Consider the following 20,294-nt stretch of genomic DNA (forward strand, 5'->3'; position numbering starts at 1 on the left):
AAACGTTAAACCTTGAGTAAAAAACGTACAGCACTACAACAACTAACAAATGCAATGTACTTGAAGTAAAGAAGGTACTTGAGCGGCACTGTCCGAGAAAAAACTGCGATGGACGGCAGAAGCCTGAACAGCGGCTGTATAAGTGACAGATAAACGATTCGCCAACCGGTTTTTCATGTTCCTTTCACAAAAACCGGCATAACCTTAATTCCCATAGGTTCGGTAGTGGCTATGCCCCAACCTGCCGGGCAAATCGTGAAAAGTCAATCAATCCCCGACGTCATGCTTTTTTTGCCAAGTTATTGATGCAGGAGCGCTTTTCTGTGTCTACGCTGTGGTTGGATCCAACAGTTACGTGAGTCCATCCTTTTATTTTTTGCAATGAGGTGCCCATGAGTCAGGCGTTTCTCCCCTTCTCCCGCCCAAGTATTGGCGATGAGGAAATTGCCGCTGTCGAGCAGGTGTTGCGCTCGGGCTGGATCACCACGGGACCGAAAAACCAGGCACTCGAAGAGCAGTTTGCGCAGTACGTGGGTTGCAAGCACGCGGTGGCCTTGTCTTCGGCCACCGGCGGCATGCACATCACGCTGCTGGCCCTGGGCATCGGCCCGGGCGACGAAGTCATCACCCCGTCGCAGACCTGGGTCTCGACCGCCAACATGATCTCCCTGCTGGGCGCCAAACCGGTGTTTGTCGATGTCGACCGCGACACGCTGATGACCGACGCTGCGCGCATCGAAGCGGCCATCACCCCGCGAACCAAGGCAATCATTCCAGTGCACTACGCCGGTGCTGCATTCGATCTCGATCCGCTGTATGCCCTGGCCGACAAGCACGGCATCCCGGTCATCGAAGACGCCGCCCACGCCGCCGGCACCCGCTACAAGGGGCGCCACGTCGGTTCGCAAGGCACGGCGATCTTCTCGTTCCATGCGATCAAGAACATGACCTGTGCCGAAGGCGCGATGTTCGTCACCGACGACGAAGCGCTCGCCAGCCGCGTGCGCATGCTCAAATTCCACGGCCTGGGCGTTGACGCCTATGACCGTCTGACCGGTGGCCGCAAGCCGCAGGCGCAAGTGATGGAACCGGGCTTCAAGTACAACCTGGCCGACATCAACGCCGCGATTGCCCTGGTGCAGCTGCAACGTCTGGACGAAATCAACGCCCGGCGCACCGAACTGGCCACCAGCTACCTGCAAAAATTCGAAGGCCTGCCGGTGCAACCGCTGGCCCTGCCCGCCTATGCCCAGCAACACGCCTGGCACCTGTTCATCCTGCGCATCGACAGCGAGCGTTGCGGCATGGATCGCGAAGCCTTCATGAAGGCGTTGCAGGATCAGGGCATCGGCACCGGTATCCATTTCATCGCCACCCACCTGCACACCTGGTATCGCCAGCGTGACCCCGACCTGTACCTGCCCAACACCGAATGGAACTCGGCGCGGCTGTGCTCGATTCCGCTGTTCCCCGACATGACCGGTCAAGACCTTGACCGGGTGGTCGGTGCCATCGCACACATCATGGAAAAACGCCTGTGAAACCTTATCCAATCCGTAGCGTGTCGATCGTCATCCCGGTCTACAACGAACAGGAAAGCCTGCCCGAGCTGCTGCGTCGTACCGAGGCGGCCTGCCGCCAACTGAATCACGATTTCGAAATCGTGCTGGTCGACGACGGCAGCCGCGACGAATCGGCGAACATGCTCGAAGAAGCCGCCGGGCGTGAAAACAGCCCGTTCGTGGCGGTCATTCTCAACCGCAACTATGGTCAGCACGCCGCGATCATGGCCGGTTTCGAACAGTGCAAGGGCGACGTGGTGATCACCCTCGATGCCGACCTGCAGAACCCGCCGGAGGAAATCCCCCGGCTGGTGGCCGAAGCCGAAAAAGGTTACGACGTGGTCGGCACCGTGCGCGGCAATCGTCAGGACTCGGCGCTGCGCCGTTATCCTTCGAAGCTGATCAACCTGGCCGTGCAACGCTCCACCGGCGTCGCCATGAGCGACTACGGCTGCATGCTGCGCGCCTACCGCCGCACCATCATCGACGCGATGCTCGCCTGCCGCGAACGCAGTACGTTCATCCCGATCCTGGCCAACAGCTTCGCCCGTCACACCACCGAAATCGTCGTGGCCCACGCCGAGCGTGAACACGGCGACTCGAAATACAGCCCGATGCGCCTGATCAACCTCATGTTCGATCTGGTCACCTGCATGACCACCACGCCGCTGCGTCTGCTGAGCATCGTCGGCTTCGCCATGGCCGGATTGGGCGTGCTGTTCGCGATTGCGTTGATTGTCTTGCGTCTGGCCTTCGGTGCCGGTTGGGCCGGTGACGGTACCTTCGTGCTGTTCGCCGTACTGTTCGTGTTCACCGGTGGTCAGTTCATCGGCATGGGGCTGCTGGGTGAATACCTCGGCCGCATGTACAGCGATGTGCGCGCCCGTCCACGTTTCTTCATCGAAAAGGTGTTGCGCAGCCAGCCGGCCGATCCGGCCCCTGCCGTCACCGTCGATGGTCTTTCTTCTACCGCTACTTCTTCCACTTCCGATCAGGTTCTCTCATGAGTGCAAAAACTGTTGTCTTCGCCTACCACGATATTGGCTGCGCCGGCATTGAAGCCCTGCTCAACAGCGGCTTTGACATTGCAGCAGTGTTCACTCACGCCGACGATCCGAAAGAAAACGCGTTCTATGCGTCGGTTGCCCAGCTGTGCGCCAACAAAGGCATCCCGGTCCACGCCCCGGAAGACGCCAACCACCCACTGTGGATCGAGCGCATCGCCAAGCTGGACCCGGAGTACATTTTCTCCTTCTACTACCGCAACCTGCTGAGCGAACCACTGCTGGCCCTGGCCAAAAAAGGCGCGTTCAACCTGCACGGTTCGCTGCTGCCACGCTATCGCGGCCGCGCTCCGGCGAACTGGGTGCTGGTCAACGGCGAAACCGAAACCGGCGTTACCCTGCACCGCATGGTCAAGCGCGCTGATGCCGGCGCCATCGTTGCCCAGCAGCGCGTTGCCATCGAGCGCAGTGATACCGGCCTGACCCTGCACGCCAAACTGCGCACCGCCGCCAGCGACCTGCTGCGCGACACCCTGCCGAACATGCTGCAAGGCAAGATCACTGAAACTCCGCAAGACGAATCGAAAGCCACCGTGTTCGGTCGCCGCACCCCGGCGGACGGCAAACTGGTCTGGGCCAAACCGGCAGAAGAACTGTTCAACCTGGTGCGCGCCGTCACCCGTCCTTACCCGGGCGCCTTCTGCGCTGTGGGCGAACACAAACTGATCGTCTGGAGCGCTGAAGTCGTCAAGGGCAACGAAGGTCAGGCGCCAGGTCGCGTGATCAGCGTCGATCCGCTGCGCATTGCCTGCGGTCAAGACTCGCTGGTGATCAACGCCGGTCAGCGCAACGACAACGGTCTGTACCTCAGCGGCCCGCAACTGGCCAACGAACTGGGTCTGGTCGATGGCTCGCTGCTGCGCGGTGCCGAATCCGGTCGTGCGCCACGTCGTACTCGCGTACTGATCCTGGGCGTCAACGGTTTCATCGGTAACCACCTGTCCGAGCGCCTGCTGCGTGACGACCGCTACGAAGTCTACGGTCTGGACATCGGCTCCGACGCCATCGAGCGTCTGCGCAGCCACCCGAACTTCCACTTCGTCGAAGGCGACATCAGCATTCACTCCGAGTGGATCGAGTACCACATCAAGAAGTGCGACGTGGTCCTGCCGCTGGTGGCCATCGCCACCCCGATCGAATACACCCGCAACCCACTGCGCGTATTCGAGCTGGACTTCGAAGAAAACCTGAAACTGGTTCGCTACTGCGTCAAGTACAACAAGCGCGTGATTTTCCCGTCGACTTCGGAAGTCTATGGCATGTGCCAGGACAAGAACTTCGACGAAGACAGCTCGAACCTGATCGTCGGTCCGATCAACAAGCAGCGCTGGATCTACTCGGTCTCCAAACAACTGCTGGACCGCGTGATCTGGGCTTACGGCGCCAAGGGCCTGAACTTCACCCTGTTCCGTCCGTTCAACTGGATGGGCCCACGTCTGGACCGTCTGGATTCGGCGCGTATCGGCAGCTCCCGCGCCATCACCCAGTTGATCCTCAACCTGGTGGAAGGTACGCCGATCCGTCTGTTCGACGGTGGCGAGCAGAAGCGTTGCTTCACTGACATCGCTGACGGCGTTGAAGCCCTGGCGCGGATCATCGACAACGACAACGATGTCTGCAACGGCCAGATCATCAACATCGGCAACCCGGACAACGAAGCCAGCATCCGTCAGTTGGGCGAAGAGCTGCTGCGTCAGTTCGAAGCGCACCCGCTGCGTCACAACTTCCCTCCGTTCGCCGGTTTCCGCGACGTGGAAAGCAAGGCGTTCTACGGTGCCGGTTACCAGGACGTGGAACACCGCAAGCCAAGCATCGCCAACGCCAAGCGCCTGCTGAACTGGGAGCCGACCGTGGAAATGCGCGAGACCATCGGCAACACCCTGGACTTCTTCCTGCGTGAAGCCATGCTCGAAATCGCGGACAAGAAGTAATGCAGGCAGGTCTTCGTATCGATGTCGACACCTACCGTGGCACCCGAGAAGGTGTGCCGCGGCTGCTGGAGATGCTCGACGAGGCGCAGGTCAAGGCAACGTTTTTCTTCAGTGTCGGCCCGGACAACATGGGTCGGCATCTGTGGCGCCTGATCCGCCCGCAGTTCCTCTGGAAAATGCTGCGCTCCAACGCTGCCGGCCTCTACGGCTGGGACATTTTGCTGGCCGGCACTGCCTGGCCCGGCAAACCGATTGGCCGTGATCTCGGGCACCTGATGCGTCAGGCCCGGGACGCCGGTCACGAAGTCGGCCTGCACGCCTGGGATCACCATGGCTGGCAGGCCAACGCCGGGCGCTGGAGCGACGCGCAACTGATCGAACAGATCCGGCGCGGCGTCGACACCTTGAGCGACATCCTCGGCGAAAAGATCCAGTGTTCGGCTGCCGCCGGCTGGCGTGCGGACGAGCGCGTGATCGAGGCCAAGCAGACCTTCGGCTTTCGCTATAACAGCGATTGCCGCGGGCAGAGCCTGTTCCGTCCGCTGCTGGCGGACGGTTCGCTGGGCACTCCGCAGATTCCGGTGGACCTGCCGACCTTCGACGAAGTCGTCGGCCCGCACGTGGCGGCGAAGGACTTCAACGCCTTTATCCTCGACCGGTTCCAGGCGCAAGCACTCAACGTCTACACCATTCATGCCGAAGTAGAAGGGATTCTGATGGCTCAGGACTTTCGTCAATTGCTGGCCGATGCACGCCAGCGCAACATTGACTTCAAACCCTTGGGCGACTTGTTGCCCGAGTTTTTCAACACCCTGCCCGTGGGCCGCGTGCAGCGCGGTGTGCTCGAAGGCCGTGAAGGCTGGCTGGGAGTGCAAGGCGCATGACCAGACGCTGGGCACTGCCGCTGTTGGTCGGCCTCTGTCTGCTGGCCTATCTGTTGCCATTGAGCACCCATGGCCTGTGGATCCCCGACGAAACCCGTTACGCACAGATCAGCCAGGACATGCTGCTCAGTGGCAACTGGGTGTCGCCGCATTTCATGGGGCTGCGGTATTTCGAGAAACCGATTGCCGGCTACTGGATGATCGCCATCGGCCAGGAATTGTTCGGACAGAACCTGTTCGGCGTGCGCTTCGCGTCGGCACTCAGCACGGCGTTGAGTGTGCTGCTGGCCTACCTGGTCGCGCGGCGGTTGTGGAACGATCCGCGCAAGAGCTTCGTCTGCGCCCTGCTCTACATGAGCTTTACAGTCGTCGCCGGTCAGGCCGGGTATGCCAACCTCGATCCGCAATTCACCTTCTGGGTCAACCTGAGCCTGGTGGCGCTGTGGTTTGCGCTCGACAGCAAAAGCACCGGGCACCGTCTGGGCGCCTGGGCGCTGCTGGGGCTGGCCTGCGGCATGGGTTTCATGACCAAGGGCTTTCTCGCCTGGTTGCTGCCGGTACTGATCGCGTTGCCGTGGATGCTCTGGCAGAAACGCTGGCGTGAACTACTGGTGTTCGGTCCGGTGGCGATCGCCATCGCGATCATCGTCAGCTTGCCGTGGGCGCTGGCGGTGCACGCACAGGAACCGGATTACTGGCGGTTCTTCTTCTGGCACGAACACATCCGCCGCTTTGCCGGTGACGATGCGCAGCACGATGCACCGTGGTGGTTCTACTTGCCGCTGCTGGTGGCATTCAGTCTGCCGTGGGTTGGCCTGTTGCCGACCGCGTTCAAGCAAGCCTGGCAAACCCGGGCCCAGCCGAACATGGTTTTCCTGTTGTTGTGGTTGTGGCTGCCGCTCGGCTTTTTCAGCCTGAGCAACGGCAAGCTGCCGACCTACATTCTGCCGTGCCTGTTGCCATTGTCACTGCTGCTGGGCAATGCGCTGGCTGATCGCTTGCGTCTGGAACAAGGTCGGGCGCTGGGGATCAACGGTCTGCTGAACCTGCTGCTGGGTGTGGTCACGCTGATCGCATTGGTTTACCTGCAACTGAACAAACCGGTGTACGACCACGAACTGCACAGCCTGGTGCTGGTGTTCATCGCCCTGATCGGCTGGATCATCGCCAACCTGGCGCAAGCGTTCCTGCCGTTGCAGTGCTGGGCGGCACCGGCGCTGGGCAGTCTGTTACTGGCCGGGATCCTGCCGGCGGCGTTGCCCAAGTCGGTGGTGGCCAACAAGACCCCGGATCAGTTCGTCCGTCATCACGTCACTGAACTGTCCGGCGCTACGCATCTGCTGAGCAACGATCTGGGCGCGGCGGCGGCACTGGCCTGGCGCATGAAACAACCGGAGGTCGCGCTGTACAACACGGTCGGCGAACTCAAGTACGGTCTTTCCTACCCGGAAGGCGCCGAGCGCCGACTCACCAAGGACAACGTTCAACAATGGGTACGTGAAGCGCGCCGCAGCGGATCGGTCGGTGTGCTGATGCGCGTCAAGGGCCAGGACGAGCTCGAAGAGCTGGACTTGCTGCCCAAGGACGGTACCCGTTACGAATCGGGCAATCTGGTGATCATGGTGCTGCCCAAGGATCCGTCATGAGCTGGTTGCTGTTACTGACGGCGTGTCTGCTGACGTGCCTAGGGCAAGTCGCGCAGAAATTCGCCGTGGAGAGCTGGCGCGGCGTTGATTCGTCCTGGGCCGACAAACTGCGTTCGCCATGGTTGTGGCTGGCGCTGTTTTCGCTGGGTAGCGGGCTGCTGGTCTGGCTGCTGGTGTTGCAACGTCTTGAAGTGGGCATCGCTTACCCGATGCTCAGCCTCAACTTCGTGCTGATCACCCTGATTGCCCGCTTCGTCTTTCGCGAGCCCATCGACCGCCAGCATTGGCTGGGCGTGGCGCTGGTGATCGGCGGCGTGGTTTTGCTGGGGCAACAGTCATGAACCAGGCTCGTGGAATCGGATTTGCTCTGGGCAGCGTAATGCTGGTCAGTGGCGCCCAACTGGGCATGCGCTGGAGCATGACGCGCCTGCCGCAACCGGAACAATGGCTGACGGCGCTGAGCGCCGGCAGTGTCGATCTTTCGGCGCTGGCGGTGGTGCTGGTGGCAATTTTCGCCTACGCCCTGTCGATGCTCTGCTGGCTCGCGGCATTGCGCGATCTGCCGCTGGGCCGGGCTTATTCACTATTGAGCATCAGCTACGCGCTGGTGTACCTGCTGGCGGCCAGTCTGCCGCTGTTCAACGAATCGTTCAGTTTCACTAAATCGCTGGGCGTGGCACTGGTCATGCTCGGGGTCATCACTATTAACACTCGTCCGTCTCGTGCGCCCGAATTCAGGAGTGCTCCATGAAAATCACAGTATTTGGTAGCGGTTATGTCGGCCTGGTGCAGGCCGCCGTGTTGGCCGAAGTCGGTCACGACGTCGTGTGCATGGACATCGATCAGAAGAAAGTCGAACTGCTGCGCCAGGGTCACGTCAGTATCTTTGAACCGGGCCTGTCGAGCCTGGTACGCGAAGGCCTGGACTCCAGCCGCCTGCATTTCACGTCCGATGAAAAGCTCGCCGTACAACACGGTCGCGTCGCATTCATCGCCGTCGGTACGCCGTCCAGCGAAGACGGCTCGGCCGATCTGAAATACGTGCTGTCGGTAGGTGATGCCGTGGCGCGCCATCGTGAGCAGCCGCTGATCCTGGTGGAGAAATCCACCGTACCGGTCGGCACCGGCGACACCCTGCGTGCGCACATTCAGGCCGCGCTGGACAAGGCCGGTCGTGAGCTGCAGTTCGATATCGTCTCCAACCCGGAATTCCTCAAGGAGGGTTCGGCGGTGTCCGACTGCCGTCGTCCGGACCGCATCGTCATCGGCTGCGAAGGTGACGAAGTGCGCGATGTGATGCGCGACCTGTACTCGCCGTTCAACCGCAACCATGACCGCATCATGTTCATGGACCTGCGCAGCGCCGAGCTGACCAAATACGCCGCCAACTGCATGCTGGCGACCAAGATCAGCTTCATCAACCAGATCGCCGAACTGGCCGAACACCTGGGCGCCGACATCGAGTCGGTGCGTCAGGGCATCGGTGCCGACACGCGCATCGGTTACCACTTCATCTACCCAGGCTGCGGTTACGGCGGTTCGTGCTTCCCGAAAGACATGCGCGCGCTGATCCACAGTGCCGAACAGGCGCATTGCTCCAGCGACCTGCTGCAAGCGGTCGAGGCGATCAACGAGCGGCAGAAGCACAAGCTGTTCGACCGCATCAATGCGTTCTACAAAGGTGATCTGCGCGGCAAGACCTTCGCCCTGTGGGGCCTGGCGTTCAAGCCGAACACCGACGACATGCGCGATGCGCCGAGCCGCGTGCTGCTCGACTCGCTGTTCGCCGCTGGCGCCAGCGTTCGCGCGTTCGACCCGGAAGCGATGCAGGAAACCCAGCATCTGTATCCGAACGAAGAAAAACTGATGCTGATGGGCACCCCGGAATCGGTGCTGTCGGGTTCCGATGCGCTGATCATCTGCACCGAATGGCAGCAGTTCAAGGCGCCGGATTTCGACCTGATCGAGCAGCGCCTGAAAGCCCCGGTGATCTTCGACGGCCGCAACCTGTACGACGCCGAGCGTCTGGCACGCAACGGCTTCAAGTACTTCCCGATCGGCCGAGGCGATTCGCGCAAACTGCCGATCCCGCTGCAGCAGTGGCCTAACACTGCGGACGTCGCTTGATCACGTTGTCGCCTGTCATCCGCCGGCAGTCCCTGATCGCAGGGCTGCTGGCACTGCTGTTGTTTATCGCCGGGGTTTACGGACAGGCTCCCATTGGCTTCGATTCACGGTTCGTACTGTTTGCCCAGGAAATGTTGCGACACGGGCCAACGGTATTCCCGACCACATACGGTCAACCTTACGCCGACTATTCAGCGCTCTCGACGCTGTTCATCTGGTTGTTGTCGTTGCCCTTCGGCGCGATCAACACCCTGACGGCATGGCTGCCGAGCGCCATTGCCGGCGGCGTGATCGTGACGTTGATGTATCGGTTGCTGGCGGTGCATTCGCAACGCTGGGCCCTGATCAGCATCGCGCTGTTGATGCTCACCAGCACCTTCGTCACCGAAGTGCGCGCCGTGTCGCAAGACCTGATGCTCGCCGCCGTGGCGCTGTCGGTGTTTTACCTCGGTTACGCGCACGACCATTTCGGCTCGCGCCGTCGCTGGCCGCTGATCTTTATCCTGTTGTTGCTGGGCTTCGGTATTCGCGGGCCCATCGGCCTGGTGGTGCCGACCGGCATGCTCTGCAGTTACTACTTGCTTAACCGCGAGTGGAAACGGCTGTTGGTGTTCGGTGTGCTGGCGTCGATCCTGCTCGCTGCATGCGTCGGCCTGCTGTTGTGGCTGGCTAAACTCAGCGGTGGCGAGGCGTTCCTGCAAGACGTCATTCGTATGCAGTTCATGGGGCGCATGGACGGCAGCGAAGGCGTCAGCGGTTCGCTGTATTACTTCACCAGTTCCATGGGCAATTACGCACTGGCGTATCCGCTGGCGATACTGGCGTTGGCCGCGACCTGGCTGAGCAAGCCGCATCAGCGCGGGCCGGCCTTGCGTCTGGTGCAATACTGCGCGGCCGCCGGGCTGATCGTCATGGTCGGTCTGTCGATTCCACAGGCGAAGAAGGCGCGTTACCTGCTGCCGATGTTGCCGATGGCGGCGATCATCGCGGCGTACCCGTTTCAGGTGCTGCACGGACGAGTGTTCCGCGTATTGCGTGGGGTAATTCAAGGCATTTGGCTGGTGACGCCGGGGCTGTTGATGGTGGCCCTGCTGGTTGCCAAGCGCCGCTTTCCCGAGCAACTCGACGGCATCACCCTGGTACTGGTCGTGCTCGGCGTTCTGCAATTGCTCGCGTTGTCGCGTCTGATGATCCCGCGCTGGCGGGCCGAAGTGTTGGCGCTGTGCTCGGTGTTAGCCTTGTGGACGGTGTATGCCGCGGTGTTCGAACCGGTGGAACGACGTCTGTACGACACGCAGGCGTTCAGTCGTGCTGCCTTCGCGCAGGTGCAGCAGAACCCGGCCCCGCTGGTGCTGCACGGCATGGGCAAAGACGCCAAGGCGATCAAGTTCATGGTCAACGTCGAGCATGATCTGCAACCGCAGTTCACCGAAACAGTCCAGCAACTCGAAGCCCTCAAGGGCCCGGCCTGGCTGATGATGGACAGCAAGGACCTGCAAACGCTACAGGGCACCCCGCTGGCCGGCCTGCAACCGGTGCTGACCGGGCGTTTCGACAAGAACGATTACGTGCTGTTGTATCTGAAGCCCTTGTAGGAACTGATTGAGGCTGCGATCTTTTGCGCTTTCAGGAAAAAGATCGCAGCCTGCGGCAGCTTCTACAGGGACTGTTTACCATGAGTTTTGTTGTACGCCGGGCGCGGCTGAATGATGCCGCCGCCCTCCCCGCCATCGAACGCTCGGCCGCCGAGCTGTTTCGCACAGATCCAACCCTCGCCTGGCTTGCCGACACCGACGTGGCCAGCGCCGCGCAACACCGCCAAGCCATCGACAATGCCCACGTCTGGGTCGCCGAAACCACCTCGGCGCAACTCGCAGGGTTTATCCGCGCGCTGGATTTCGACAACTTGCTGCACATTGAAGAACTGTCGGTCAGCCTCGAGTTTCAGGGTCAGGGCGTGGGCCGGCAACTGGTGTTGACTGCGATCGAACATGCCCGCCATGAGCAAATGCGCGCCGTGACCCTGACCACGTTTCGCGACGTGCCGTGGAATGCGCCGTTTTATCAGCGGATGGGGTTTGTGGAAGTCGCGTCCGGTGAGCATGAAGCGCATTTGCTCGACGCTTTGCAGAAAGAAGTCGAGCATGGTTTTGCCGCCGAGCGACGCTGCGCCATGCTCCTGCCCCTCTATTGATAACACCGCCAATCCCCTCTGTGGGAGCGGGCTTGCTCGCGAAGGCGGTGTGCCCGCTGATAACGATGCTGGATGTGCCGGCCCCTTCGCGAGCAAGCCCGCTCCCACACGGATTTGCGGTGTGTCAGGTTGACCGCCGAGCGGGACCCGGTGAGGATGGCAAGGCTAACCCGCGCATTCTGAAATAAGGACATTGATCTCCTCGTGGCCACCTACTCCCGCCTGATCCGCCGACTGATGATCACCTCGCTGAGCATCGTCATCAGCCGTGCCCTGATCAGCCCGCTGCTGACCCTGTTCCTCAGCAACAAACTGGCCCTCAACCCGCAGGACGTCGGTCTGCTGTTGGGCATCGCCGTGTTCAGTGCCACGCTGCTGTCGCTGTACGGCGGCTACATCATCGATCGCCTCGACAAGCGCCAACTATTGATTCTGACCATGCTCTCCAGCGGTGTCGGCCTGATGCTGCTGACCTTCGCGCAGAATCTGTACCTGGTCACGCTGGTGCTGATCATCAGTGAAACGGCGTCGGCGCTGTTCCTGATCTGTTCCAAAGCGATGCTCAGTGAAAACCTGCCGGTCAGCCAGCGGGTCAAGGCGTTTTCGCTGAACTACACGCTGACCAACATTGGCTACGCCGTCGGCCCGATGATCGGCGTGGTGTTTGCAGGGGTTCAGCCTTCAGCGCCATTTATCGTCGCGGGGCTGATTGCCGCTGGCAGCGTTTTCCTGCTGCTGGGCGTCTCTCGCGAGGTCAGCCCGCTGTCGCAGGCGAGCCAGCCGCAGAGTTTCCTGAACACCCTGATCATCCTGAAAAACGACCGCACGATGATCCTGTTCACTCTCGGTTGCCTGCTCAGCACCCTGGTTCACGGGCGATTCACCCTGTACCTGTCGCAGTACCTGCTGGTGACCCACACGCAGGATCAGACACTCGACACCATGGCCGCCCTGCTCGCCTGCAACGCGATCACGGTGATCCTGCTGCAGTACCAGATCGGGCGATTCCTCAAACGTGAGCATCTGCGCTACTGGATTGCCGGCGGCACCGCGTTGTTCATCGTCGGTCTGATCGGCTTCAGCCTGGCCGACAGTCTGGTCGGCTGGTGCGTGGCGATGTTCATCTTCACCCTCGGCGAGATGATCATTTACCCGGCGGATTTCCTCTTCGTCGACACCCTGGCCCCGGAAGAACTGCGTGGCAGTTATTACGGCGCACAGAATCTCGCGGCACTGGGCGGCGCCGTGAGTCCGGTGATGTGCGGGTTCCTGTTGATGCACACGCCGGCGCCAAGCATGTTCTACGCCTTGAGCGCCCTGGCTGCGCTGGGTGGGTATCTGTGTTTTGTCAGTGGACGCCGTGTGGCGACAATTCAAAAATAATGCACTGAAGCAGCATTTATATGAATTTGTCAGCATCGACTTTGCACGGCACACTGTGCGCGTTCCTCCCCCAATAGTTGGAACGCTTCGAGGACTTTCCGAAACGGACAAGTCCTTTTTTTTGCCCCGAATTTACTGCAAGGACCCGATTCACATGCTCGCTCGCTGGTTGCCCGCCGCCATCAACACTCGCCCCACCGAATGGAGCCGCGCCGCGATCGGCATGGCGCTGGGCACCTTGTTCAGCGTCTGGGCGTGCAGTCAGGTGTTCGGCATCGAGGTCGCGTACCACCTGATCGGGCCGTTGGGCGCCTCGGCCGTGTTGCTGTTCGCCGTGTCTTCCGGCGCACTCGCGCAACCCTGGTCGATCATCGGCGGCTACCTGTGCGCCAGCGTGGTCGCGCTGTTGGTGGCCCACGTCCTCGGTCGCACCTTGGGGAGCGCCTGCCTGGCGGCGGGCATGGCGCTGATCCTGATGTGCTGGCTGCGTTGCCTGCATCCGCCGGCCGGCGCACTGGCGCTGACGCTGGTACTGGCCGATCCGGCCACCATCGCCATGGACTGGAAAGCCATGGAACCGGTGATGCTCGCCGCCGCCTGCATGCTGCTCAGCGCGCTGGCCTACAACAACCTGACGCGCATCCGCTATCCCAAGCGCCCGGCCGAGCCAGCGCCGGCACTGGTGCCAGTCGATAGCCAGGCAATTACCGCCGAGGATTTGAAACTGGCACTGGCCGACATGGAAGCGTTCATCGACGTCACTCCCGAAGACCTCGAACAACTGATCCACGCCAGCGAACTGCACGCCAAACGGCGCAGCATCGGCGAAGTCTTCACCCGATAACCACCTGCATCATTGTGGCGAGGGAGCTTGCTCCCGCTCGGCTGCGCAGCAGTCGTAAACCCGCGGTGTCGGGCCGCTTCGCAACCCGGCGGGAGCAAGCTCCCTCGCCACAAAGGCAATCCTCAACCTGCTGCAAAAACGCAAACTCCCCCTGCACATATCCCGGTTGTACACGGCAAATTTGCACTGTTACGATCCGTCAACGCTCGCGCGCGAGCTTCTCGAATAAAGACAATAAAAGCAGGGAGTTAGTGATGACTGCTCAGGCTTCATCCCCGCGGACGCCGTCCATGGATGCCACGCAAAACGAAGTGCTGGCCGAGGTTCGCAATCACATCGGTCACCTGACCCTCAACCGCCCCGCCGGTCTCAACGCCATCACCCTCGACATGGTTCGCCAGTTGCAGCAGCAACTCGATGCCTGGGCCGCTGATGCCAGTGTGCATGCGGTGGTGCTGCGCGGTGCCGGTGAGAAGGCGTTCTGCGCCGGTGGCGATATCCGTTCGCTGTACGACAGCTTCAAAAGCGGCGACACGCTGCACGAAGATTTCTTCGTCGAGGAATACGCCCTCGACCTGACGCTACATCACTACCGCAAACCGGTGCTGGCCTTGATGGACGGTTTTGTCCTCGGCGGAGGCATGGGCCTGGTGCAAGGTGCCGATCTGCGGGTGGTCACCGAAAAGAGCCGGCTGGCGATGCCGGAAGTGGCGATCGGGTATTTCCCCGATGTCGGCGGCAGCTATTTCCTCTCACGGATAACCGGTGAACTGGGGATCTATCTAGGCGTCAGCGGCGTGCAGATTCGCGCGGCCGATGCGTTGTACTGCGGGCTGGCCGACTGGTTTGTCGACAGCAGCAAACTGGCGAGCCTCGACGAACAACTCGATCACCTGGAATGGCGCGACACTCCGCTCAAGGATCTGCAGGGCCTGCTGGCGAAAAACGGCGTGCAAACCCTCGCCGATGCGCCGCTGGAGAAACTGCGCCCGGCCATCGACCATTTCTTCGCCCTGCCCGACGTACCGAGCATCGTCGAGCAACTGCGCGCAGTCACCGTCGCCGACAGCCACGAGTGGGCGACGAGCACCGCTGACCTGCTGCAGACCCGCTCGCCACTGGCGATGGCCGTGACCCTGGAAATGCTCCGTCGCGGTCGTCAGTTGAGCCTGGAACACTGTTTCGCCCTCGAACTGCATCTGGATCGCCAGTGGTTCGCACGCGGCGACCTGATCGAGGGCGTGCGCGCCCTGCTGATCGACAAAGACAAGACACCACGCTGGAACCCGCCGACCCTCGCTGCGCTGGACGCCGGGCATGTCGCGAGTTTCTTCCACGGCTTTACTGAGAGCGGGAGCTGAGCCATGCACGATCTCGAACTGACTGAAGAACAAGTGATGATCCGCGACATGGCCCGAGACTTCGCCCGTGGCGAAATCGCGCCGCATGCGCAAGCCTGGGAAAAGGCCGGCTGGATCGACGACACACTGGTGGCGAAGATGGGCGAACTCGGTTTGCTCGGCATGGTGGTGCCCGAGGAATGGGGCGGCACTTACGTCGATTACGTGGCCTATGCCTTGGCGGTGGAAGAAATCTCTGCCGGCGATGGCGCGACCGGCGCGTTCATGAGCATCCACAACTCGGTGGGCTGCGGCCCGGTCATGAACTACGGCAGCGAAGAGCAAAAACGCACCTGGCTGGCCGACCTTGCCAGCGGTCAGGTGATCGGTTGCTTCTGCCTGACCGAACCGCAGGCCGGTTCCGAAGCGCATAACCTGCGCACCCGCGCCGAACTGCGCGACGGCCAGTGGGTGATCAACGGCGCCAAACAATTCGTCAGCAATGGCAAACGGGCGAAACTGGCAATCGTGTTTGCGGTGACGGATCCGGATCTGGGCAAGAAAGGCATTTCCGCGTTCCTCGTACCGACCGATACCCCGGGTTTCATCGTCGATCGCACCGAACACAAAATGGGGATTCGCGCCTCCGACACCTGCGCGGTGACCCTGAACAACTGCAGCATTCCCGAGGCCAATCTGCTCGGCGAGCGCGGCAAGGGTCTGGCGATTGCCCTGTCCAACCTCGAAGGCGGCCGCATCGGCATTGCTGCGCAAGCCTTGGGCATCGCCCGGGCCGCGTTTGAGGCGGCGCTGGTGTATTCCCGCGATCGCATCCAGTTCGGCAAGCCGATCAACGAACACCAGAGCATCGCCAACCTGCTGGCCGACATGCACATGCAAATCAACGCGGCGCGCTTGATGATCCTGCACGCGGCGCGCCTGCGCACGGCGGGCAAACCGTGCCTGTCGGAGGCCTCACAGGCCAAACTGTTCGCCTCGGAAATGGCCGAAAAGGTCTGCTCCTCGGCGATTCAGATTCATGGCGGGTATGGGTATCTGGAAGACTATCCGGTCGAGAAGTACTACCGCGATGCGCGGATTACCCAGATCTACGAGGGGTCGAGCGAGATTCAGCGGATGGTGATTGCTCGGGAGCTGAAGAACTATCAGTTGTAACGCCAAAAGCTTCGCGAGCAAGCCCGCTCCCACATGGGATCTGCGTCGTACGCAAATCCAGTGTGGGAGCGGGCTTGCTCGAAAAGGCGTCAGTCAGCTCAGCGCATTATTTACCCTGAAACTCCGGCGTCCGCTTGGCCACAAACGCCGCCATGCCTTCCTTCTGATCCTGCGTGGCAAACGCCGCATGGAACACCCGGCGCTCGAAGCGCACGCCTTCGGTCAGGTTGACCTCAAAGGCGCGGTTGACGCTTTCCTTGATCATCATCGCAATCGGCAACGACTTGCTGGCGATCACCGCGGCGACTTTCAGCGCCTCGTCGAGCAGTTCATCGCTCGGCACGATCCGCGCAACGATGCCGCAGCGTTCGGCTTCCACCGCATCGATCATCCGCCCGCTGAGGCACATTTCCATGGCCTTGGCTTTGCCCACGGCGCGGGTCAGGCGCTGGGTGCCGCCCATGCCCGGGAGCACGCCGAGGTTGATTTCCGGCTGACCGAATTTGGCGTTGTCACCGGCCAGGATGAAGTCGCACATCAGCGCCAGTTCGCAGCCGCCACCGAGGGCGAAACCGTTGACCGCAGCAATGATTGGCTTACGGCGGTTGGCCACACGGTCGCTGTCGCTGAACAGGTCATCCATGTAAATCTGCGGGTAGGTCAGCTCGGCCATTTCCTTGATGTCGGCGCCGGCGGCGAAGGCCTTCTTCGAACCGGTGATGACGATGCAACCGATGTTCGCATCCGCTTCCAGACCATCGAGGGCATGGTTCACTTCGCTGACCAGTTGCGCGTTCAGGGCGTTCAGCGCCTGTGGGCGGTTGAGGGTGATCAGGCCGACGCGGCCGTGGTTTTCCAGCAGAATCGTTTCGTAAGTCATGGGCAAGATTCCTTGTCAGAGATTGCGCGAAATAACCATGCGCTGAATGTCGCTGGTGCCTTCGTAGATCTGGCACACGCGCACGTCGCGGTAGATGCGCTCCAGCGGGAAGTCGTTGAGGTAACCGTAACCGCCCAGCGTCTGCAACGCCATCGAGCAGACTTTCTCGGCCATTTCCGAGGCGAACAGTTTCGCCATCGAAGCCTCGACCAGCGCCGGCTGACCGCTATCGCGCAGGGCCGCGGCGTAATGCACCATCTGCCGGGCGACGGCGATCTGCGTGGCCATATCGGCGAGGCGGAAGGCCACAGCCTGGTGCTCGATGATCGGCTTGCCGAAAGTATCGCGCTCACGTGCATAGTCGCGAGCCGCTTCGAACGCGGCACGGGCCATGCCCACCGCTTGCGAGGCGATGCCGACACGTCCGCCTTCTAGGTTGGCCAGGGCGATCTTGTAGCCTTCGCCCTCTTCGCCCAAGCGATTGGCGACCGGCACTTTGACGTCTTCAAACAGAATCTGGCAGGTGTCCGACGCGTGCTGGCCGAGCTTGTCTTCGACCCGCGCGACTTTGTAGCCGGGCGAATCGGTGGGCACGATGAACGCTGTGATCCCGCGTTTGCCGGCACTCGGATCGGTCACCGCAAACACGATCACGATCCCGGCGTTCTGCCCGGAAGTGATGAACTGTTTGCAGCCGTTGAGTACGTAGTGATCGCCTTCCAGCCGTGCCCGGGTTTTCAGGCTGCTGGCGTCGGAGCCTGCCTGCGGTTCGGTCAAGGCGAAGGCGCCGAGCATGGCGCCGCTGGCCAGCGGTTTGAGGAAGCGCTCGCGCTGGTCGTCGTTGCCGAACTTGAGGATCGGCACGCAGCCCACCGAGTTGTGCACGCTCATGATGGTCGAGCAGGCGCCGTCGCCGGCGGCGATTTCTTCCAGGGCCATGGCGTACGCCAGGTAGCCGGTGTCACAGCCGCCCCACTGCTCCGGCACAAGCATGCCGAAGAAGCCCAGTTCGGCCATTTCGCCGATGGCTTCCTTGGGGAAACGATGCTCGCGATCCCACTCGGCGGCGAACGGTTTCAGCCGTTCCTCGGCGAACTGCCGAGCCATGTCGCGGATCTGGGTTTGGTCTTCGTTGGGAATCATGGTGAATCCTTAAATTCAAGTCGCACCGCCTATTCATTGTGGGAGGGGGCTTGCTCCCGAATTGGCCGTGTCAGTCAGACAATTTCTGAATGACACACCGCCTTCGGGAGCAAGCCCCCTCCCACAGGGAGAAAGGGCGTTGGCCTCAGTAGATGCATTCCACGGCCATTGCCGTGGCTTCGCCGCCGCCGATGCAGATCGCCGCGATCCCGCGTTTCAGGTTTTTCTGGCGCAGGGCCGAGAGCAAGGTCACCAGAATCCGCGCGCCCGAGGCACCGATCGGATGGCCCAGCGCGCAGGCGCCGCCGTGCACGTTGAGCTTGTCGTGGGGGATTTCCAGGTGGGTCATCGCCGCCATCGCCACCACGGCGAACGCTTCGTTGATTTCGAACAGATCGACCTCGTTCAACGCCCAACCAGTCTTCTTCACCAGCTTCTTGATCGCGCCAATCGGTGCCACCGGGAACAGGCCCGGCGTGTCGGCAAACGCCGCATGACCGTGAATCACCGCCAGCGGTTTCAGTCCGAGTTTCTGCGCTTGCGACTGGCGCATCAGCACCAGCGCCGCCGCGCCATCGGAGATCGAGCTGGAGTTGGCCGCGGTTACCGTGCCGCCGTCGCGGAATGCCGGTTTCAGCGAGGCAACCTTGTCCAGTTTGGCTTTCGGCGGCTGCTCGTCGTTGCTGATCAGCACCTGTTCTTTGCCGACGGTCACGGTCAGCGGCACGATCTCGGCTTTGAAGCTGCCGTCGTTGATCGCCTGTTGGGCACGGGTGGTCGAAGCGATGGCAAACGCATCCTGGGCTTCGCGGCTGAAGTCGTTGGTTTCGGCGCAGTCTTCGGCAAAGGTGCCCATCAGACGGCCCTTGTCGTAGGCGTCTTCGAGGCCGTCGAGGAACATCGAATCGAGCACCCGGCCATGGCCCATGCGGTAACCGGCGCGAGCACGGTCGAGCAAGTATGGCGAGTTGGACATGCTTTCCATACCGCCGGCGATCACCACATCGGCGCTGCCGGCCAGCAGCATGTCGTGGGCGAGAATGGTGGTTTCCATGCCCGAGCCGCACATTTTGTTGACGGTGGTGCAGCGTGTCGATTTATCCAGCCCGGCACCCAGTGCCGCCTGCCGCGCCGGCGCCTGACCGAGGCCGGCCGGCAATACGCAACCGAACAACACTTCATCAACCGCATCGCTGGCAACCCCGGCGCGTTCAACCGCTGCCTTGATCGCGGCAGCACCGAGTTGCGGCGCGGTGAGGCTTTTCAGTTCGCCCTGAAAACCGCCCATCGGGGTGCGGACAGCGCTGACGATAACAATCGGATCGTTGGAACTAGTCATGACAAATCCTCCTTACTTGGCGGCCATGCGCAAGGCGCCGTCGAGACGGATCACCTCACCATTGAGCATGCTGTTTTCGATAATATGCCGAACCAGCGCGGCGTACTCGGCAGGTTTCCCGAGGCGCGGCGGAAAAGGTACGCCGGCGGCCAGCGACTCGCGCACTTCCGGGGTCATGCCGGCCATCATCGGCGTTTCGAAAATGCCCGGGGCGATGGTCATCACGCGGATGCCGAAGCGCGCCAGTTCGCGGGCGGCCGGCAGGGTCAGGCTGGCGATCGCGCCTTTGGAGGCGGAATACGCGGCCTGACCGATCTGGCCGTCGAACGCAGCGACCGAGGCGGTGTTGATGATTACCCCGCGCTCGCCATCGGCATTGGCTTCGCTCTCGGCGATGGCCGCTGCGGCCAGACGCAACATGTTGAAGCTGCCGATCAGATTGACGTTGATCACCTGGGCAAAACTCGACAGCGCATGCGGGCCGTTCTTGCCGAGGATCTTTTCGCCACGGACGATACCGGCGCAGTTGACCAGACCGTTGAGGCTGCCAAAGGCTTTGAGCGTCGCCTGTACGGCGGCTTCGGCAGCGGCTTCATTGCTGATGTCGGCGACGACGCTTTGCGCGCCGAGGCGCTGGGCCTGAGCGGCAACGGCTTCGGCGTTCATGTCCACCAGCATCACTTTGGCGCCGGCGCTGACCAGCAATTCAGCGCTGGCCGCACCCAGGCCGGAGGCGCCGCCGGTGACGATAAAAACCTTGTTCTCGATCTGCATGACTGAC

17 protein-coding genes and 1 pseudogene are annotated in these 20,294 nt (G+C 61.7%); 14 read left to right on the plus strand and 4 right to left on the minus strand.

The features are described 5' to 3' along the window. Positions 1-392: 392 nt before the first annotated feature. The 14 genes and pseudogenes from arnB (at position 393) to KCG87_RS08485 (ending at position 16,151) form a co-directional block, all read left to right on the plus strand. On the plus strand, positions 393-1,541 hold the full coding sequence (gene arnB / locus KCG87_RS08420; protein ID WP_027611948.1) for a UDP-4-amino-4-deoxy-L-arabinose aminotransferase: 1,149 nt from the start codon (positions 393-395) through the stop codon (positions 1,539-1,541). Beyond that, entirely contained in the window at positions 1,538-2,569 is a 1,032-nt protein-coding gene (arnC, locus tag KCG87_RS08425; RefSeq protein WP_134786352.1) for an undecaprenyl-phosphate 4-deoxy-4-formamido-L-arabinose transferase, read from the plus strand. Before arnB ends, arnC begins: the two co-directional genes overlap by 4 nt. Further along, positions 2,566-4,557: a bifunctional UDP-4-amino-4-deoxy-L-arabinose formyltransferase/UDP-glucuronic acid oxidase ArnA gene (gene arnA, locus KCG87_RS08430; protein WP_003224731.1), complete on the plus strand. Its 1,992-nt coding sequence runs from the start codon at positions 2,566-2,568 to the stop codon at positions 4,555-4,557. Before arnC ends, arnA begins: the two co-directional genes overlap by 4 nt. Further along, positions 4,557-5,441, plus strand: coding sequence for a 4-deoxy-4-formamido-L-arabinose-phosphoundecaprenol deformylase (gene arnD, locus KCG87_RS08435; RefSeq protein ID WP_098963996.1), 885 nt, complete (start codon positions 4,557-4,559; stop codon positions 5,439-5,441). Before arnA ends, arnD begins: the two co-directional genes overlap by 1 nt. Further along, on the plus strand, positions 5,438-7,087 hold the full coding sequence (gene arnT / locus KCG87_RS08440) for a lipid IV(A) 4-amino-4-deoxy-L-arabinosyltransferase (RefSeq protein ID WP_210557096.1): 1,650 nt from the start codon (positions 5,438-5,440) through the stop codon (positions 7,085-7,087). Before arnD ends, arnT begins: the two co-directional genes overlap by 4 nt. Then, positions 7,084-7,428, plus strand: coding sequence for a 4-amino-4-deoxy-L-arabinose-phosphoundecaprenol flippase subunit ArnE (gene arnE, locus KCG87_RS08445; protein ID WP_097089729.1), 345 nt, complete (start codon positions 7,084-7,086; stop codon positions 7,426-7,428). Before arnT ends, arnE begins: the two co-directional genes overlap by 4 nt. Further along, the gene (arnF, locus tag KCG87_RS08450) at positions 7,425-7,838 is read left to right on the plus strand and encodes a 4-amino-4-deoxy-L-arabinose-phosphoundecaprenol flippase subunit ArnF (protein ID WP_134786349.1); all 414 of its coding nucleotides are present in this window, start codon (positions 7,425-7,427) and stop codon (positions 7,836-7,838) included. The genes arnE and arnF overlap by 4 nt, the downstream gene beginning before the upstream one ends. Beyond that, positions 7,835-9,195: pseudogene (locus tag KCG87_RS08455) on the plus strand (UDP-glucose/GDP-mannose dehydrogenase family protein). Before arnF ends, KCG87_RS08455 begins: the two are co-directional and overlap by 4 nt. A gap of 15 nt (positions 9,196-9,210) precedes the next feature. Then, a complete protein-coding gene (locus KCG87_RS08460; RefSeq protein ID WP_210557094.1) occupies positions 9,211-10,809 on the plus strand; it encodes a glycosyltransferase family 39 protein in 1,599 nt (532 codons plus the stop codon). Positions 10,810-10,889: 80 nt separating this feature from the next. Then, complete coding sequence (locus KCG87_RS08465; protein WP_210557092.1) at positions 10,890-11,408, plus strand: GNAT family N-acetyltransferase; 519 nt, start codon at positions 10,890-10,892, stop codon at positions 11,406-11,408. A 204-nt stretch (positions 11,409-11,612) separates the two neighbouring features. Then, complete coding sequence (locus KCG87_RS08470) at positions 11,613-12,791, plus strand: MFS transporter (RefSeq protein ID WP_210557090.1); 1,179 nt, start codon at positions 11,613-11,615, stop codon at positions 12,789-12,791. Between the two features lie 154 nt (positions 12,792-12,945). Next, a complete protein-coding gene (locus tag KCG87_RS08475; protein ID WP_135295776.1) occupies positions 12,946-13,635 on the plus strand; it encodes an HPP family protein in 690 nt (229 codons plus the stop codon). Between the two features lie 254 nt (positions 13,636-13,889). Beyond that, positions 13,890-14,996 (plus strand): enoyl-CoA hydratase/isomerase family protein, encoded by a 1,107-nt coding sequence (locus tag KCG87_RS08480; protein WP_210557088.1) that lies wholly within the window; start codon positions 13,890-13,892, stop codon positions 14,994-14,996. A 3-nt stretch (positions 14,997-14,999) separates the two neighbouring features. Further along, positions 15,000-16,151 carry an acyl-CoA dehydrogenase family protein gene (locus KCG87_RS08485; protein WP_210557087.1) on the plus strand — a complete coding sequence of 384 codons (1,152 nt, stop codon included), beginning with the start codon at positions 15,000-15,002 and terminating at the stop codon, positions 16,149-16,151. A 106-nt stretch (positions 16,152-16,257) separates the two neighbouring features. Here the strand turns inward: KCG87_RS08485 and KCG87_RS08490 are convergent, their stop codons facing one another. From KCG87_RS08490 to KCG87_RS08505, 4 genes are all read right to left on the minus strand, one after another. Further along, complete coding sequence (locus tag KCG87_RS08490) at positions 16,258-17,031, minus strand: enoyl-CoA hydratase (protein ID WP_098963986.1); 774 nt, start codon at positions 17,029-17,031, stop codon at positions 16,258-16,260. Between the two features lie 15 nt (positions 17,032-17,046). Continuing rightward, positions 17,047-18,174 carry an acyl-CoA dehydrogenase gene (locus tag KCG87_RS08495; protein WP_027611962.1) on the minus strand — a complete coding sequence of 376 codons (1,128 nt, stop codon included), beginning with the start codon at positions 18,172-18,174 and terminating at the stop codon, positions 17,047-17,049. 145 nt (positions 18,175-18,319) lie between these two features. After that, positions 18,320-19,513 (minus strand): acetyl-CoA C-acyltransferase, encoded by a 1,194-nt coding sequence (locus KCG87_RS08500; protein WP_210557085.1) that lies wholly within the window; start codon positions 19,511-19,513, stop codon positions 18,320-18,322. Between the two features lie 12 nt (positions 19,514-19,525). Continuing rightward, the gene (locus KCG87_RS08505) at positions 19,526-20,287 is read right to left on the minus strand and encodes an SDR family NAD(P)-dependent oxidoreductase (protein WP_097089713.1); all 762 of its coding nucleotides are present in this window, start codon (positions 20,285-20,287) and stop codon (positions 19,526-19,528) included. Positions 20,288-20,294: the final 7 nt, after the last annotated feature.

This window comes from Pseudomonas sp. MWU347 (genome assembly GCF_017947305.1).
In the GTDB taxonomy this organism is placed as follows: domain Bacteria; phylum Pseudomonadota; class Gammaproteobacteria; order Pseudomonadales; family Pseudomonadaceae; genus Aquipseudomonas; species Aquipseudomonas putida_A.

What these genes read in the sequence shown, in the direction of transcription:
- arnB (WP_027611948.1), top strand. Translation starts at nt 393, where the DNA reads ATGAGTCAGGCGTTTCTCCCCTTCTCCCGCCCAAGTATTGGCGATGAG.
- arnA (WP_003224731.1), top strand. Translation starts at nt 2,566, where the DNA reads ATGAGTGCAAAAACTGTTGTCTTCGCCTACCACGATATTGGCTGCGCC.
- arnD (WP_098963996.1), top strand. Translation starts at nt 4,557, where the DNA reads ATGCAGGCAGGTCTTCGTATCGATGTCGACACCTACCGTGGCACCCGA.
- arnT (WP_210557096.1), top strand. Translation starts at nt 5,438, where the DNA reads ATGACCAGACGCTGGGCACTGCCGCTGTTGGTCGGCCTCTGTCTGCTG.
- arnE (WP_097089729.1), top strand. Translation starts at nt 7,084, where the DNA reads ATGAGCTGGTTGCTGTTACTGACGGCGTGTCTGCTGACGTGCCTAGGG.
- arnF (WP_134786349.1), top strand. Translation starts at nt 7,425, where the DNA reads ATGAACCAGGCTCGTGGAATCGGATTTGCTCTGGGCAGCGTAATGCTG.
- KCG87_RS08465 (WP_210557092.1), top strand. Translation starts at nt 10,890, where the DNA reads ATGAGTTTTGTTGTACGCCGGGCGCGGCTGAATGATGCCGCCGCCCTC.
- KCG87_RS08475 (WP_135295776.1), top strand. Translation starts at nt 12,946, where the DNA reads ATGCTCGCTCGCTGGTTGCCCGCCGCCATCAACACTCGCCCCACCGAA.
- KCG87_RS08480 (WP_210557088.1), top strand. Translation starts at nt 13,890, where the DNA reads ATGACTGCTCAGGCTTCATCCCCGCGGACGCCGTCCATGGATGCCACG.
- KCG87_RS08485 (WP_210557087.1), top strand. Translation starts at nt 15,000, where the DNA reads ATGCACGATCTCGAACTGACTGAAGAACAAGTGATGATCCGCGACATG.
- KCG87_RS08490 (WP_098963986.1), bottom strand. Translation starts at nt 17,031, where the DNA reads ATGACTTACGAAACGATTCTGCTGGAAAACCACGGCCGCGTCGGCCTG.
- KCG87_RS08495 (WP_027611962.1), bottom strand. Translation starts at nt 18,174, where the DNA reads ATGATTCCCAACGAAGACCAAACCCAGATCCGCGACATGGCTCGGCAG.
- KCG87_RS08500 (WP_210557085.1), bottom strand. Translation starts at nt 19,513, where the DNA reads ATGACTAGTTCCAACGATCCGATTGTTATCGTCAGCGCTGTCCGCACC.
- KCG87_RS08505 (WP_097089713.1), bottom strand. Translation starts at nt 20,287, where the DNA reads ATGCAGATCGAGAACAAGGTTTTTATCGTCACCGGCGGCGCCTCCGGC.